Origin of the sequence: Paenibacillus luteus (genome assembly GCF_006542765.1) — a bacterium.
Taxonomy (GTDB): domain Bacteria; phylum Bacillota; class Bacilli; order Paenibacillales; family Paenibacillaceae; genus Pristimantibacillus; species Pristimantibacillus luteus.
This window is the reverse complement of sequence record NZ_SKCD01000046.1, coordinates 15,123-32,278: the sequence shown is the minus strand read 5'-3', so window position 1 is coordinate 32,278 and position 17,156 is coordinate 15,123. Positions and strand designations below refer to the sequence as shown.

The 17,156-nt window shown below is 47.7% G+C and carries 8 protein-coding genes; all 8 read left to right on the top strand.

Annotation, left to right across the window (positions count from 1 at the left end; all coding sequences use genetic code 11):
* Window positions 1-203 precede the first annotated feature (203 nt).
* The 8 genes from E0496_RS37285 to E0496_RS27765 all read left to right on the top strand — a co-directional run bounded on the left by E0496_RS37285 (window position 204) and on the right by E0496_RS27765 (window position 16,845).
* The gene (locus E0496_RS37285; protein ID WP_141505118.1) at window positions 204-608 is read left to right on the top strand and encodes a DUF2569 family protein; all 405 of its coding nucleotides are present in this window, start codon (window positions 204-206) and stop codon (window positions 606-608) included.
* Window positions 609-835: 227 nt separating this feature from the next.
* Window positions 836-1,996 (top strand): tryptophan synthase subunit beta, encoded by a 1,161-nt coding sequence (trpB, locus tag E0496_RS27795; protein ID WP_141505117.1) that lies wholly within the window; start codon window positions 836-838, stop codon window positions 1,994-1,996.
* Window positions 1,997-2,258: 262 nt separating this feature from the next.
* Window positions 2,259-3,095, top strand: coding sequence for a sulfurtransferase (locus tag E0496_RS27790; RefSeq protein ID WP_141505116.1), 837 nt, complete (start codon window positions 2,259-2,261; stop codon window positions 3,093-3,095).
* A gap of 714 nt (window positions 3,096-3,809) precedes the next feature.
* Window positions 3,810-6,527 (top strand): tetratricopeptide repeat protein, encoded by a 2,718-nt coding sequence (locus E0496_RS27785; RefSeq protein ID WP_141505115.1) that lies wholly within the window; start codon window positions 3,810-3,812, stop codon window positions 6,525-6,527.
* Between the two features lie 1,543 nt (window positions 6,528-8,070).
* Window positions 8,071-8,217 carry a hypothetical protein gene (locus E0496_RS36275; protein WP_206669886.1) on the top strand — a complete coding sequence of 49 codons (147 nt, stop codon included), beginning with the start codon at window positions 8,071-8,073 and terminating at the stop codon, window positions 8,215-8,217.
* 408 nt (window positions 8,218-8,625) lie between these two features.
* The gene (locus E0496_RS27775; protein WP_141505114.1) at window positions 8,626-11,184 is read left to right on the top strand and encodes a winged helix-turn-helix domain-containing protein; all 2,559 of its coding nucleotides are present in this window, start codon (window positions 8,626-8,628) and stop codon (window positions 11,182-11,184) included.
* Between the two features lie 192 nt (window positions 11,185-11,376).
* A complete protein-coding gene (locus E0496_RS27770) occupies window positions 11,377-15,657 on the top strand; it encodes an InlB B-repeat-containing protein (protein ID WP_141505113.1) in 4,281 nt (1,426 codons plus the stop codon).
* Window positions 15,658-15,681: 24 nt separating this feature from the next.
* On the top strand, window positions 15,682-16,845 hold the full coding sequence (locus tag E0496_RS27765) for an S-layer homology domain-containing protein (RefSeq protein WP_141505112.1): 1,164 nt from the start codon (window positions 15,682-15,684) through the stop codon (window positions 16,843-16,845).
* Window positions 16,846-17,156: the final 311 nt, after the last annotated feature.

Sequence of the window (17,156 nt, the reverse complement as noted above, 5' to 3'; positions counted from 1 at the left end):
GGGGAAGTTGTAGGCATATTTAATCATTCGCTATGGACTTCGCAGATTCACTATCCATAAATGGATGCTATTACATATTTGTTTTTTTCAAGTCCTTGTTCCTATGGGCTTTCGTAATTCAGGTTAATACATAAGACATCGTTCAAAACGAATGTAAATACTAGAAGAAAATTAACTCTCATCAAAGGAGCTTGGACCGCTCAATGCAAACTAAACAAATTCAAGGGATAAAAGGATGGTTACTTTTTTACATTTTATTATCTGTAATTATTTTTTTTATTAACTTATTAGGTTTATATAATGAATTTCTATTGTTCAAACTATTTAAGCATACGGAGTTAACTATAGAAAAAACTTATAATATTAGCTCGTATTTAATTATTGAAATTTTAATTATTTTTTCACTAGTTTTACTGCTATTAAGAAAAAAGTATGCTCCAAAAACTGTAATTGTGACTGAATCATTAGGAATAATAATTGGACTCGTTGACTATATCATGTCAAATAAGGATTTCACTGAACTATTGGATTTATCGATAGTAATTGTCTTGGGGGCAATATGGATTTTATACTTTAGGAATTCGAAGAGAGTGAGAAATACATTTTGAAGGCAACGGGCAAAAGTCCTTTTTGGAAATTCATTCATAGTATAAGTGATGACTGGATTGTTTGAATAGTTTTAAGGGGTATTCGGCTACTGTGGGGGTGGGAAGTTATCTATTCAGCTTCGCTATCATTATATAGAATTACAAAACGCTTGTATAAAACATAGCTGAAATTTATGGTAATATAGTTGTGATAGATTACCATTTTATTTTATGGAGGCGCTTACTTTATGGACCAACAGTTGCAGCAAGAGGGGTACTTCGGGGAGTTTGGAGGAAGCTTCGTTCCGCCGGAATTGCAGGAAGTGCTAAATTATTTGAGCGAACAATTTTACAAGTTCAAAGACGATCCGGAATTCCAGGAAGAGCTGAGCTACTACCTGCGCGAATATGTTGGCCGCAAGAGCCCGCTGACGTATGCGGAGCGGCTGACTAATGCATGGGGAGGACCCAAAATTTACTTAAAGCGCGAAGATCTGAACCATACAGGGGCGCATAAGATCAACAATGCCATTGGTCAGATTCTGCTCGCCAAGCGGATGGGAGCTAAGCGAATTATCGCCGAGACGGGTGCCGGTCAGCACGGAGTAGCGACTGCGACGGCCTGTGCCATGTTTAATATGGAGTGCATCATCTATATGGGAGCCGAAGATATGCGTCGTCAGGCACTCAACGTGTTCCGGATTGAGCTGCTCGGTGCTACTGTCGTACCGGTGGATAAGGGGCAGGGTCGACTGAAGGATGCGGTGGACGAAGCGCTAGGCGATCTGGTTCGCAATTATAAAAATACGTTTTATTTGCTCGGTTCGGCGGTTGGTCCACACCCGTTTCCAACGATGGTTAAGCATTTTCAAGCTGTCATCAGCGAAGAATCGAAGCAGCAGATTTTGGAGAAGGAAGGTCGTTTGCCTGACGCCGTGATTGCCTGTGCGGGCGGCGGCAGCAACGCGATTGGAGCATTCGCTCATTACATCGACGAGCCAAGCGTTCGTCTAATCGGTGTTGAACCCGATCAAGCCCCGACCTTAACGGAAGGCGTTCCAGGCATTATTCACGGCTTCAAATGTTTGGTACTGCTCGACGAGGAAGGTGAGCCACGGAAGACGTATTCGATTGCTGCGGGCCTCGATTATCCGGGAATCGGGCCGGAGCATAGCCACTTGAAGGTGACGGGACGCGCTGAATATGCGACGGTTACCAATGAGGAAGTACTGGCAGCGTTCCAAGAGCTTTCCCGTACGGAAGGGATTATCCCTGCCCTAGAGAGCGCGCATGCGGTGGCTTATGCCAAGAAGCTAGCGCCGACGATGAATCAGAATCAAATACTGATTATTAACCTTTCTGGCCGCGGAGACAAAGATGTTGAGCAAGTATTTCAGATGATTAAATAATCATAATCGTAGGCGGCATCTAGGTGGAATAGTTGCGTTCCGACGAGAACGATTGCGAAAGCAACCAATTAGTCTTGAATTAAAAAATGCCGGCCGGGAGCCTCCTTAGTGGAGACACTCCCGGTTTTTGTTTATAATTGACTGAAACGCTCCATTGAAGATTGGAAACACACAATATACTATAGATAGGAAGGTAATTGGAGCAAGCTAAGGCTAAGGTTTCATAATAGATTACATAAATGAATGAAAGAGGCGAATCGGAATGAATAACATCGTGTCGTTGGAATGGCTGAAGGGAAAAATGGTCGAGCCGAAGCTAGTCATCGCGGATTGCCGTTTTCGGCTGGACGATCCGAGAGCAGGACTCCGAGCATACGAAGAGTCGCATATTCCCGGGGCTGTTTATTTGGACCTGGAGAAGGATCTATCCGGTGAGGTCGAGGAGCATGGCGGACGCCATCCGCTTCCGGATATTTTTGCAATGACGGTTACCTTTGCCAAGGCTGGCATAAGCAACGAATCGATTGTGGTCGCCTATGATGATCAAGGCGGAGCGATGGCTTCACGGCTGTGGTGGCTGTTAAAGTATATGGGGCATGAGCAAGTCTATGTGCTGGACAAAGGCTTCTCGGCTTGGCTCAACCAAGGATTGCCTGTAGCAACGGAGAAGGAAGCGGTGCAGCCTGCAACCTATCTTGCAACAGTGCAGCACAATATGCTAGTGGAAATGGATGAGGTAAGGGAGCTGTTGGGCAGCGAAGGAGTCACGCTCATCGATTCACGTGAAGCTCCTCGCTACCGCGGCGAGGTCGAGCCAATCGACCGCCTCGCAGGCCACATTCCAGGAGCGATTAACCGTTTCTGGAAAGATGGTTTAGCAGAAACTGGTGAGTGGAAGGAGGCCGCCGCTCAATCTGATCGGTTCCATGATCTGGACAAGAACGGCGATCTAATCGTTTACTGTGGCTCCGGTGTCACAGCTACGCCAAACGTCATTGCGCTGCAGGAAGCAGGCTTCACGAAAGTGCGCTTGTATGCGGGAAGCTGGAGCGATTGGATCTCGTATGGCGAGAATCCGGTTGCGTCTGGGGAAGAGTAAGAGCTGAGAGACATATAATAGTATGTAAAGTTTGAATACATCGCCATATGGGCCTTGGGCGGTGTATTTTTTATGCTCGAAGTCAACACTCAGCTCTTGAAAGCACTTACAGGAAGACCCGAGCCGAGCACTTGTTGTATGTGCATTCTTAATGTATCGTACGGCCCGCCGAGGAGCCATGCAGATCCTCGACGCTGTATTCACACAAAGAAGGCCGGACAGCCCCTTCTCCTTACTTATTTCTATATGGAATTTATATGTATTTATTCCGAGTTAACAGAGAAATCTTATATTAGAACAAAATCAACGTCAAATCAACAATTCTAGATGCTAATAATCTTATTAATTTGATTAGTGAGAGTGTCGATTAATTTTGGGCAATTTCGCTTTAAATCGATTTTTGTGAGGGGTGCTTCTCAACGAGATTTTTAAAATCGTTTACAAACAGCTTGGTAACCCGCTTTTTCGATTAATGTTCGAAAATCACATGCCCAAAATAATTAATCGACAGTCTCTTAATAATAATTTGACCACTTAAAGTCAAAACATTTTCAGCGTAATAATTTTTAACAGTTACTAGCGCCTACTCTTCATCTGCGTTATTTGTTTCATGATTTGTTTATTGACTCCGGCAGTTAAGTACCAACGTGGTTGCCAGAAAGGGATAATAACCTCATTCTATTAAATGGCACGCATTGTAAGGAGTTGAAACCCGTGGTAAAATATTCTAAAAAATATTTTGCAGGGGGCATTATGCCAATTACCACGAACGATTTAATGCAAATCAACGAAATGATCCATTATAACCTCAGCTCGATACTTAAAAAAATTTCTCCACGCATACACCTCAAATATTTTTGCATTAATCACGACCAACAAGGCGGCGTAAGCAAGATTTTTCGTGTAAAGAAGACGGTTTCCGTCAACCTAGATCGTCGGATCAGATGTCTTCACGATAAACTGAAGACGATTGAGCAGGCCTTGGACGAGTTAAACTTGCCGCACGATGTTCTCACCGACAACCACGATTTCAACAATCGCGTTTACCGGCTGTACTCGGGGACGAACACGGAAGAGCTGACAATCTCGGAGAGCGAAGCGGTCAAAATCAAGTATAATTCCGCCCAACCTGTACTAGAACTTAATACGGCGGCAACCACTTCGCTACAAGTGGGACAGCTAATCTATTACGGTAAGACTTTCGATGTTAAAGTGGGGAAGGAGACGGGCACGATCACCTGTTTGATAGGCATCCGTAACGTTGAAACTGATGCAATCAGGCTGTATTACGATAAACCCGAGTTATCCTTTCTGCGAATGGTGCTTGACTACTATTTTATGGACTTTTATTCTCCTGGTTCCGGTGGTGCATTACTATTTTTAAACGCCAGTAACCAGCTCGACAGGAAATACAAAGAAGACACCACTCAATTTCTCCGGCGGATGATCCGGCTATTTTTCGGTAAAGCTCAGTTACTGTTGCAAAGTGATAGCCTTTCTTCATGGGGGGAGCAGATTGAGAACCAAATCAGGAATGAATACTATGTTAACACGTTTTTAGAGAAGATTGATGAAATATCGACCAAAACATATGAAAGCGCTAGCCCATTTGGCTCTATACTTTTTTTTAATGAGAATGTGTTGGAACATAAGAACGGTATGATTAAATACGCTGTCAAATTCTCTAAAGACGACAGGATTGATCTGGAGGATGCCAAGCGCATCCGTAAGCTGCTTGAGCTGACGAGCGAAGAAAAGCATTTGTACCTTATCGGTGACCATAGGTCGATTTACGGACTTGGCGAAATTCGGTGGAACGATCTGAAAGATACGTTATGTTTCCGTGTCGATTTCAAAGGCTTGTCTAAGTACAACCTCGTGTTTACGGATGTGATGGTAAGAGAAGGAAGAGAAGGCCGACTTCTCGATGGGGGTGACCGTAAGGTATATCGTATTGACCGAGATCACATTATTACTGATCACCGTCTTGTATCGGTCGCTTTCAAAAACCCACGTCTAGGAGAAGAAGGGTATGCGCCGGACCGGGTTACGAAAATCGTGATGTCTCAATTTTGGGAGGGCGATGATAGTGGTATAGAGGCTGCAGCAAACGCGACTAAGCTGGAGCAAATCGTCCGTAAAGCCCGTGAGCAAAAACACGGAACGATGGTTGTCATTTCGGACTCGCATACCGCTCAGGATGAAGTAATTAAACTAAAAAAACAGTCCACCTTGATTGAACCAATGGAGGTAAATCCAGACTATATTAAATATTTAACAGCAATCGACGGCGCGATTTACTTTGATAACACAGGAGAGTGCCATGCAATAGGTGTTATTCTTGATGGCATTGCTCAAGAAGGGCAGGGTGACGCAAGTCGTGGTGCGCGGTTCAATTCCGCTCATCGATATTTGGCCAAATTAAATCACTTAGGGAAAAAATGTGTTATAGTTATCATCTCGGAAGATGGCATGGTAGATATTATTCCCGATATAGAGAACGAAGGCAAAGTGTTCGTGCTTGTGCAGGAAATGATCGACCTGCTCGGGGAAGAACACGAGCATCTCGAGGCATTGTTCTCGGCCAAAGAGGAAGAATTATGCCGCTATGCGCAAGCCGACTACGATTTGCTGTATGGCATCGGTCTGGCGCTTCACAATAAAAAAATGTACAGTAAGGCAGCGACCTATTTCAAACAAAGTTTTGAAGTCGGTGGCAAGGAATGGCCTTCAGGATGGTATTCATATCGCGCGATCTGTCATGGGCAGTTGGAGACGGAAGAAGACTATATGATCTCTTATCAAATGCATGAAAAAGCATTGGAGATAGTAGATAAACCTAATCATAAACATTATCGCAACTTAGGGAATAGTGCCTACCGATTAGGTAAGATGTACGTTGGGACAAAAAAACGAGATAGTGCGTCATACTACATGTCGATAGGGATAACCAACTTCGAGCTTGCGATAGACCTCGTGGAAGATAAAAATGTGGAATTATTATCGTCACTCTATAACTGGATCGGGCTAATCTACGATCAGTTAAGGAAAACGAATGGTAAGAAAGATAGAGCCAATTTTTTGGAGAAGGAAATAGAAGCCTATACAAAAGCGATAGACATGCAAAAAGAAGCTAATTTTTATTGGAATCGGGCGTTAAGTCACCAAATATTGGACATGCAAGAGGAAGCAGTAAAGGATTTAATTGATGCGCAATTGCTTAAGCCTCAAAAGGAATATCTAGATCAAATTGAGAAAACCCTAAATAATCATCCCGAAATCGTGCCATCAGCCACGACCTTTTATGCCGAACGTCGAACACCGAAGCGTCCGAATACTGAAATTGAAGCTTTGCTCGAACGAGTCGAAGGGGACATTAAATCAGCAGCAACTAATGAGGTCGAATCGGCCATTGCAACCAGTGCTGAATGATGATTTACGGCATAACTAGTATGATTTCTAACTTTCTTGGCGTGCAACTAAATATTGATAGTTTGATATTTGTAATATTGAGAGTAGTGTAGAACGGAATTTGATATTCTATTTTGATTTTAGTAGTAGCCCGAACGTACATGCCACATTGAGCGTCTGGGGCAAGAGAGTTAATCGCAGGGCAGCAGCGTGTTGTAATTATTTCATAAAAATGGTCATAGGAGAATTTTAACCCAGTTAACGACGTTAAACCGCCTTTTCGGAAAGAGAGTAGGCAAGCTTTGGGCTTGGAGCTGCTGGTGCTGGGCGGTCGGAACGGTGTACAAGAAATATTCCTGAATCGGGTCATGGCTTGAGAATGTAGGCTCATATAGCCACCATCATCAGGGAGCCGAAGGCGAGAGAAGCTCCCAGTGAATACATACGAGAATAGAGATTACAGGTTTTAAGATTGTTGGGCTGTACAGATCAGCAAGTCTGGGCGCACATGCCCAACATGCAAATTAGCAAGGGCGGCTTGTCGGCAAGTACTTCAACTTCTTTTGCCCGAACCTACCCATAGGGTCTGGGCAGTATCGGCAGCCTTGTCAGCAAGAGAGCGAGTGATTTTCTGCCCGTAGCCCACACTCGGACAACGTGAAACAGAGAGAGAATATTGTGTTTTAGTAGTTAGTTACTTTTTGGGCTTTTGGGCAATGTAGGTTGAGGTTCTTGTCGGCTAAGGGTTGGTATCCGCCGAGAGGTCTTGGACAGTAGTGGGCGTTGCGGGCAGTTTGTTGTCTACATGCCTATGTAGGCTGTGTTTTAGATTGGCTGGTGTGGGGCTGTATTTTCTACTTTCCTGTTGGCGATCTTGGTTGGGCTTTGCTTGTCTGCTCCGTCTCTGGCAGGTCATCAACTTCGGCACTTCGCGCAACTCGCTCACCTTGGGGTTGTACTCCCTTTGTCGCCCTCATCTCTCGCTCTCCGAGCCAATGATGCTAGCGTGCTAGGCAATCCGAGTTTGGGGACAGCGGCCTTCATCAAGGCTGTTTCTCTCTCAGCTGCGTACATACAATGAAGCAACCGCGTCACTCTCGATCATGTGTCCGTACATGGCTCGATGTGACTTGCTTGAAATCATTTTCATGCGATAACCGACAGCTGGAGTGATTGGATTAGTTATGGGGGGAATCCGATAGCGACTGGGGACGAAGAGAAGGCTTAAGCGGTAATACAGTATGCGGATCTTGAATACATCGCCATATGGGGCTTGTGCCTTGGGCGATGTGTTTTTTTATTTGGAGTCAACACGAAAAAAGGCGAAACTCGATTCGCGCCGAAGTAGCGCAAGAGAATCCTTCGGATAGGGATTAAATGTCCAACCTGCTTGATATTATTTAGTAGAATAATGCTATTCGAAAAGAAGTGTACAACGTGCATATTAAGCCATCAACGACAATTAGACAGGACTACAATGGGTTTTCAAAGCTTTGTCATGAACTGCATGAACCCGTAATTCTGACACGTAACGGGGATGCAATTGCTTGATCATGATCAAGTCATGGCAAGGATGCGAAAGAAGATCGATGCAGCCCAAGAAAAAAATAGTTATTTTCCGACAGCAGTCGATGGTATGGATGGAATTTTTTCGTACATCACTGGGGACAATGCTCCTGCGGCAGGACAGTGTGCTGAGAAGATTGGATGAATCTATTTTTAAATATCTATTGAAGCAGAGCAAGGTGAGTTTGTCGCCGTCGCTCTGTATTTTTTTATGGAGAAAAACCAACGCCACGTTGTGCTAGTCGAGCATGTTACTTACGCTACTTATGATAAAATTTATGGAAAAAGGTTGTATCTTTTTAGCTGTTCGGTCGTCTAACTTCACGCTCCGGGTGGCTGAGCTGTTTGGCACTATATTACAGTCATATAATTTTACGAATTGACCAATTTACAGTGTCAACTCTTTTGACAGAAGTACATGGTGTCCGTTCATTGCATGTCAAACACTGATACTGAGGTTGAGTCATTATTTAGAGAATAAAAAGGATAATTGTCAAAATAAATCGAATACCGATTATATAAATGGATTAATCAGCTTACGGAGGAATCAATCATGATTAGAAGCACAAAATTTCTTATTCCCCCTGCGCGAAAAGCACTGATTGAAAGGCCTCGGCTGACGCGAAAACTGGAGGAAGGCATGGAGGTCAAGCTGACGGTGCTGTCTGCCCAAGCCGGCTACGGCAAAACGACAGTATTAAGCGAATGGGCGCGGCAATGCGGCTCTCTGGTTGCCTGGGTTTCGCTGGATAAGTACGATAACGATTGGAGCGCGTTCTGGAGCTGTATTGTGGCGTCCATACGAGAAAGGCTGCCGCGTTTCGGTGAATCAATAGGCTTTCTGCTAGAACAGGAGTCGGCGTCTTCCATTGATTCCGCCATTGCGGCGTTTTTAAATGAACTTAGCACGATTGACAGCGATTTTGTTCTGATTCTGGACGACTACCATGTCATTTACAATGCACCTGTAAACGAATCGATCCGATATATGCTGCAACATCTGCCTCAGCATGTTCATCTCTATATCGCGTGCCGTACCGAGGTGCCTTTTCCCACGACCAGGCTTCTTGCAAAAGGCGAGATGCATGTCATTAGAATCGAGGACGTGCGATTCGAGCTGGAGGAGGGGATTGTTTTCTTCCGGGAGACGACGGACTTATCGCTAACGAAGCAGCAAGTCGTCGCATTATTTCAACAAACGGAGGGCTGGGTGAGCGGACTTCAGCTTGCGGCCATCACGCTGAAACGAAGCGGCAATATCGCTGATACCATTCGTCAGTTCAACGGCCGACAGCGTCAAATCTCCGATTATTTATTGGAAGAAGTATTCGTGGACTTGCCGGAATCCTTGCGGAGATTCCTGCTATCCACCTCCGTTCTGAGCCGTATGAACGGGGAGTTGTGCGCAGCGGTAACGGGACAAACCGACAGCCAGGGCCAACTTGAGCGATTAGAGCAGTTGAATTTGTTTATTATTCCTTTGGACGAACAGCGCTATTGGTTCCGGTATCACCATCTTTTGGCCGAGTTTCTGCAGCAACTGAGCGCCAAGGAACATCCGGAGCTGTGGAAACAATCTCATCGTCGGGCTGCGATTTGGCATGAGTCTGAAAGGCTCTACGAAGAGGCGGTGGAGCATTACATTAAGGCGCAGCAGTCAGAGGACGCCGTTCGGCTTATCGAACGTATTATGCCGGCTCTCCTATTATTGAAGAGCAATGTGCTTTTAAGATGGATTGCGTCCTTGCCGGAGAGCAGCTACGCACACAAGCCGACGTTCGAATTGTTCTACATCTCTAAATTATTGCTGGATGGAAAATGGAGTCAAGGGCTGCACAGGATCGAACAAGCAGAAAAGCGGTTCCAAGCCATGAAAGCCTTTATCCCTGAGCCCGAATGGAATCAGTTGATTGGCAATCTCTATTATCTAGGCGGGATTTTCTCGTATTTACAGCAGAACTTGCCGCTGACTTCACACTATTTTGAGCTGTCGGAGCTGTATTTGCCGGAGGGAAGCAGTTTCCAGCAATCATCAAGCAAACGGTATCAGGGGCATGAAGGGTTTATGGATCTTCTCTCGCTGACCGACGAACTTCGCGAGGTGGAACAATTTCTGCTGAAGTGGATTAAGGCATGGGAGAAGAAAAGAGTCTATCCGCATATCGGCTACCTGTATTTGTCGTATGTCCTGCTTCTATACGAGTGGAACCGGTTGGAAGAGGCGGAGTCGTATCTCGGACAAGCGATGAGCCGAGAGGATTTGCGGACTAACGTATGGATTTGGATTCAGCTCGGTATTGTCTCATCGGGGCTTCAACAGGCGGTGGGAAGTGGATGTCAAGCGGTCGAATGGCTTGGCCAGTTCGGCTCGAGCGTCGATTCGCCCGATCGGCAAGTTATTTGGAGGAGAATCATAGCGGAGCAAGCCCGGCTTTTCCTAAATCAGGGGCAGCTTCGGGAAGCATACGATTGGTTGGAGCAGAGCGGGATGTCGCCTTCTGATGAAGTCTCGGACCGCCATTACGAGGAGTATCTGGTTCTGGCAAGAGTTCTTGCAGCGAACGACCGGACAGAGGACGCACAGCAATTGCTCGAACAACTGGAACATCTGGCAGACAAGGAGAATCGTTTGCGGGGCCGAATCAAGCTGAAGATCGTGCAGAGTATGGTGCTTCGGCAATCCGATCGTCCTGAAGCGGCGTTTGCTCCCTTGCAAAGCGCCTTGCAACTCTCGGAACCGGCGGGTTATATTCGCAGTTTTCTCGACGAGGGTCCGCTGATGGTTGAAATGCTGGCCGATCTTCTAAACGAACGGCAAGATGCTGTGATGTCACCGTCGCAATTGAAATATATTCGCCTGCTTCTTGAAGCTGCTGGCAATGGTCGGTCCAATAAGCTTTTGCCGGATGAGGTGCTGACTGAGAAGGAAGAGCAGGTGCTTGTTTTGCTCACGGAGGGCTTGATCTATAAGGAGATAGCCGATCAACTGAGTATTACTCTGGACACGGTAAAGTTCCATGTAAAGAATGTCTATCGCAAGTTAGGGGTACATAATCGGGTGCAAGCGATTCAACGAGTCAAAGCAGCACCGGCATCCGGTTTGAGGCGATAATAGCGGGGATAAAGCTCTTAGACAGTGCCTATAGGTACTGTCTCTTATGCGTTCGGCAGAGCATGCAGCGATAAAAAGCCTACCCGATTTAGTGTTGCCGACCTACCCGAAAGGGCGGGTCAAATCTATTAGTCTTTCTTTTATAATAGAAGACAGGTTTAATAACGATTGTAAGAGGAGTGTTGAGACTTCATGATGAAGCGCGGTTTTTATTTATTCACGGTATTGTGCATGCTAGCGGGATTACTTCCCTCTTATGCTTCTGCCGCGAACGCTAATGCGTTTCTAAGCGGATTGACGATGTCCGGCGGAACGGCTTACGAGGATAAGTCGGACGCGTTATTTTTGAGTTACTACGCAGACGTGGCGAACGATGTGAGTGAAATCACGGTTACGCCTACGGCGCAGGACAGCAAAGCGACAATTCAGGTAAACGCTAAGGATGTGGACAGCGGCAGCGCTTCGGAAGCGATTGCCCTGGATGTTGGCGTTAATACAATTGCAATTCTGGTCAAGGCGGAAGACGGTGCGCAGAGAAACCACACCTTGACGGTAACCCGTGCGGGGCTTCCGGGCAGCGACGCGAAACTGAGCTTTTTGAACATAACTACGGAAGACAAGAGACCGTTTGGTTTAGGATTCAACTCGAGTTTGCCGAATTACGACATAGGCTCCGTTACCGACATGGGAAGGCTTCTTGTGAAGCCGGATTTGTCGGATATCGCGGCCACGGTAACGATAAACGGGATACCGGCGACAAGCGGCAAGGATAATTCCGTCGATCTGAGCTTGGGTACGAACACGATTACGGTGAAGGTGACGGCCCAAGACGGCACGACAACGAGAATCTACACGGTTAAGGTCAAACGATTGGCCGCTTCGGATGCTTATTTAAACGCTTTGACAATATCTAGCGGCACGATTGCGAGGGATTCGACGGACAATTCAAAATTCGCGGCAAGCGTTACGAGCGGCGTGGGCAGTATTTCGGTTACGCCGACGACGCGAAGTAAATTTGCAACAATCAAGGTAGACGGAGAAGCGTCGCCAAACGGCGGCGCATCGAGACCGATTGCTCTGAATGTGGGAAGCAATACGATTGCGATTATTGTAACAGCGGAAGACGGAACGACGCAGGGATCCTATACGTTGACAGTAACGAGGCTGGCGGCTACGGTAACCTTCAATTCGCAGGGAGGCAGTCCGGTCGCGGGCTTGACGGACGTTATGCCGGGCACCACGATTAGCGAGCCGATTACGACCCGTGAGGGCCACTCTTTCTTGGGGTGGTATGCCGATTCGAGTTACAGCAAGCAATGGCATTTCGACACGGAGATAGTTGAATCGGACCTCACGCTGTACGCGAAGTGGGTTCAAGCCTACACAATCGTCTTCGAAGCGCAGGGTGGCAGCGGCACGATCGCATATCTAACTGGCGTTACGAAGGGACCAATCAGCGCTCCGGTCTCTCCGGTCAGAGAGGGCTACACCTTCGCGGGCTGGTACAGCGAAGCGAGTTATGTAACGCCATGGTACTTCGAGACGGATATTGTGAACAAGAGTATGACGCTGTATGCAAAGTGGACGGAGGGCCAGAGTTACACCGTATCCTTCGATTCGCAGGGAGGCCCTGCGTTTGCGAGCTTGACCGGCGTCGGCCCCGGGGAGAAGATTCGCATTCCCCTTCTAACTCGGGAGGGCCACTATCTTGAAGGCTGGTATAAAGAACCGAGCTATGCGACACAATGGAATTTTGCTGCGGATACGGTAAATGCCGACACCACGCTCTATGCAAAGTGGGTAGCGGTGTACACGGTCACCTTCGACACGCAAGGAGGCAGTACTGTTCCGGACAAGTTGACCTATTTGGGAACGATTCCGGCTCCGGCAACCCCGACCAAATCGGGGTACATCTTCACGGGGTGGTATCAGGATGCAAGCCTGACGACGGAGTGGAACTTTTCGGCCGATCCGGTCAACAGAGATATGACGTTGTATGCGGGTTGGTTCTCTGAGCCGGGCTACACGGTTACTTTCGACGTGCGCGGAGGCATTGAAGTGGACAGCATTACTGGTCTATATCCGGGAGCCAAGATTCCGATGCCGGCAGGCCCTTATAAAGAGGGTGAGTACGAATTCGACGGCTGGTACAAGGAAGCAAGTCTTGAGACGCCGTGGAATATGGAGACCGATACGCTCAGCGGCGATACGACATTGTATGCGAAGTGGAAGGATAGCACGTATTCGGTCACATTCGAAATAGGAAGCGGCTACTTTGAAGGTGATCTCGAGACCCGATTGCTCCATGTAAGCCGCGGAGCGAAAATCGCGAAGCCCCCGAATCCGATTAGTAGATCCAAAGGAATTTATTTCAACGGCTGGTATAAGGAAGCGAGCCTTGAAACACCATGGGATTTCGATACCGATACGGTGATGGGTTTTACTTCTATATACGCGAAATGGACGAGAATGTTCGAAGTCACTTACATCTCGGAATACGGCGGATACTCGAACACCTATAAAGTTTTTGCGGGCTCGAAGCTCGAAAAGCCGGCTGATCTGACGTTTGAGCACTATACCTTCAAGGGCTGGCATATCCGTGGAGGAAAAATGTGGAACTTTGATACCGATACGGTGAGCGACGATCTCTCCCTCTTTGACGAATGGGAGCTCACCAAGTACACAATAACGTTCGATTATCAGGATGGCAGAGCCGGCATCCCCGTGTTAGTAAGCTATGGAGATGTTACTGCCCAGCCGTATGTACCGGAGAAAGAGGGGTACACGTTTGAAGGCTGGTACAACGATACAAGTTATTCAACGCCATGGGACCCTAGGTTCAATGCGGTATTGGGAAATATGACGCTGTATGCAAAGTGGACGGCGATTCCGGCAGCGACGTACACGGTGACATACGACACGCAAGGAGGCAGCGCTGTAGCGGCAGCAACCGGAGTAAGTGCCGGAGCGAAGATCGCGAAGCCGACGGACCCGACGAGAGTGGGGCATACGTTCGAGGGCTGGTACGGTGAAGCAAGCTATACGACGCTATGGAGCTTCGGCACGGATACGGTGAGCGGCAATATGACGTTGTATGCGAAATGGACGGCGATTCCGGCAGCGACGTACACGGTGACATACGACACACAAGGAGGCAGCGCGATAGCGGCAGCAACCGGAGTAAGCGCCGGAGCGAAAATCGCAAAGCCGACGGACCCGACGAGAGTGGGGCATACGTTCGAGGGCTGGTACGGTGAAGCAAGCTATACGACGCCGTGGAGCTTCGGCACGGATACGGTGAGCGGCAATATGACGCTGTATGCAAAGTGGACGGCGATTCCGGCAGCGACGTACACGGTGACATACGATACGCAAGGAGGCAGCGCGGTAGCGGAAGCGACCGGAGTAAGCGCCGGAGCAAAAATCGCAAAGCCGACTGACCCGACGAGAGTGGGGTATACGTTCGAGGGCTGGTACGGTGAAGCAAGCTATACGACGCTATGGAGCTTCGGCACGGATACGGTGAGCGGCAATATGACGCTGTATGCAAAGTGGACTGTTATTCCGGCAGCGACGTACACGGTGACTTACGACACGCAAGGAGGCAGCGCGGTAGCGGCAGCAATCGGAGTAAGCGCCGGAACGAAGATCGCGAAGCCGACGGACCCGACGAGAGTGGGGCATACGTTCGAGGGCTGGTACGGTGAAGCAAGCTATACGACGCTATGGAGCTTCGGCACGGATACGGTGAGCGGCAATATGACACTGTATGCGAAGTGGACGGCGATTCCGGCGAGCAACAACGCGAATCTGATTGCGCTTAGCTTGTCGAATGGAAGTTTGAATCCGGCGTTTGTGTCGGACACAACGAGCTATGCGGCGAGTTTGGCGAATGGTGTTAGCAGCTTGAAAGTTAAGCCGACGGCGGCGGATAGCAAGGCTGCAGTGACGGTAAACGGTAAGGCTGTGGAGAGCGGAACGGCTTCGGAAGCGATCAGCCTGAGCGTGGGAAGCAACACGATCACGGTGGCAGTGACTGCGCAGGATGGCACGACAACAAAAACATATAAAATGATCGTGCAAAGAGCGGCAGTCACGATAGTTAATTCTGCAACACCGATACTGGTAACGCCAGGCATACCAGTATCTATTGAAGTTCCCTTAGGCATAACGGATGCCAATGTTACCGTCTCTCCGGTACCGGTGGGATCAAACAAAGAAGCGACTCTGCCACTAATAGACGTAAAATCGGCTACTTCCTTGGGCAATGTGAGCGTTGCAATTCCGGAAGGAACGAAAATTACGGCTCCCGCGAGCTGGGACGGGACAATAAAACTACCGGTCGTACTGAGCACTAGCAGCGTATTAGTTAATAATGCCGAAGTAAACGCCGTCATTGAAGTAGGTTCCTCGGACGTATCAATGACCTTCGATCATGCGGTGCGTTTAGTAATCCCGAACATGGGTTTGTAATCGGTCGGGTTTGTAATCGGTGGCGTGTTTACGCCGATCACAGGCACGATTTCGGCGGACACCCAAGCTGCTGCAGACAGTGAAATAGCAGCCGGAGGCGAAGCTAAAATCACCGTTGGAAGCGACATTGTCATTTGGACGAAACACTTCACGAAATTTGTGGCCTATACACCAGTTACGATTACACCGGATACACCTCCTACTGGTGGCAGTGATGGAGGCAGCGCACCATCCGATCGTTTTACGGTTGGCGCATTCTTCAGTGCCGAGTTCACTCTTGGTGACGTTAAGTTTTCAATTCCGGAAGGGGCTACGGACAAAACCATTCAAGTAACGGTGGACAAAGTGGCCGATATCTCAAAATTGCCTAAAGATGTTTCCCTTCAATGGATTGGGAATGTTTACGAAGTAAAGAAAAACAGCGATGGAGAATTTATCAAGCCAGTTACGATAGTACTTACTTTCGACAAGTCAAAGGTAGACTTCAACAAAAGTGAAGCAGCAGTCTATTGGCTAAATGAACAAACGAACAAATGGGTGGTACTGGACAATGCGAAGGTGGATCAAGCGAGCGCCACCGTATCCGGTTCTGTCACCCATTTCGGGAAGTTTGCCGTTCTCGTTTCGAAACGAGTTCAGATCCCCTCACCGTCGACAAGCGAAACAATCTTGACCGATATTAAGGGCCACTGGGCAGAAGCCAATATTCGAGATTTAGTTCAAACGGGGGCAATCAACGGATACACGGATAGGACCTTTAAACCAAATGACTCTATTACAAGAGCTGAGTTCGTCTCCAGCTTGGTAAAGGCACTCCGGTTGACAGCGAAGGATAGCAGCGCCTTTGACGATACAACCGACCATTGGGCTAAGGATTTGATTGGTACGGCCGCAGCTTTGGGTATTGTTTCCGGTTTTGAAGATCATACCTTCCGTCCGAACGATCTGATTACTCGTGAGCAAATGGCGGTGATGGTAGTCCGCGCGTTGAAGCTGGAAGTTTCAAGTAAGTCCGTCAGCTTTTTGGACAATTCGGATGTTTCCAGTTGGGCAACGGAAGCTATAGCTTCGGCAGCCGAAAATGGGTTAATTAACGGTTATGAGGATGGTACTTTTAGGGCGAAAATCAATACCACTCGTGCAGAAGCTGCTGTCGTCATTCTTAAAGCGATAGCTCTTCATAAATAAGATCATAGAATGGCACCCGATTGGGTGCTTTTCTATTTCGCCGAAAGGCGAGTTCAAGGGAGCTCGTTAACCCTAAATGGATATTGATATTATAATCTTATCTTGCGCGCCAGCCTAGCATGCAATTTTTTCCTCAAGGGATAGGATGGATACAAATTGATTGAAGTTTCTTGATCTTGGCGATGAGGGGGCGTCAGGGTCAACGACACAATGTAACCACGAGGTCTCGTGGCTTTGTACATGCACAAAGTCCCTACCCTGAAACCATTTTCAGCGTATATCCGACAGCTGGAGCGACTGGATCTCGTATA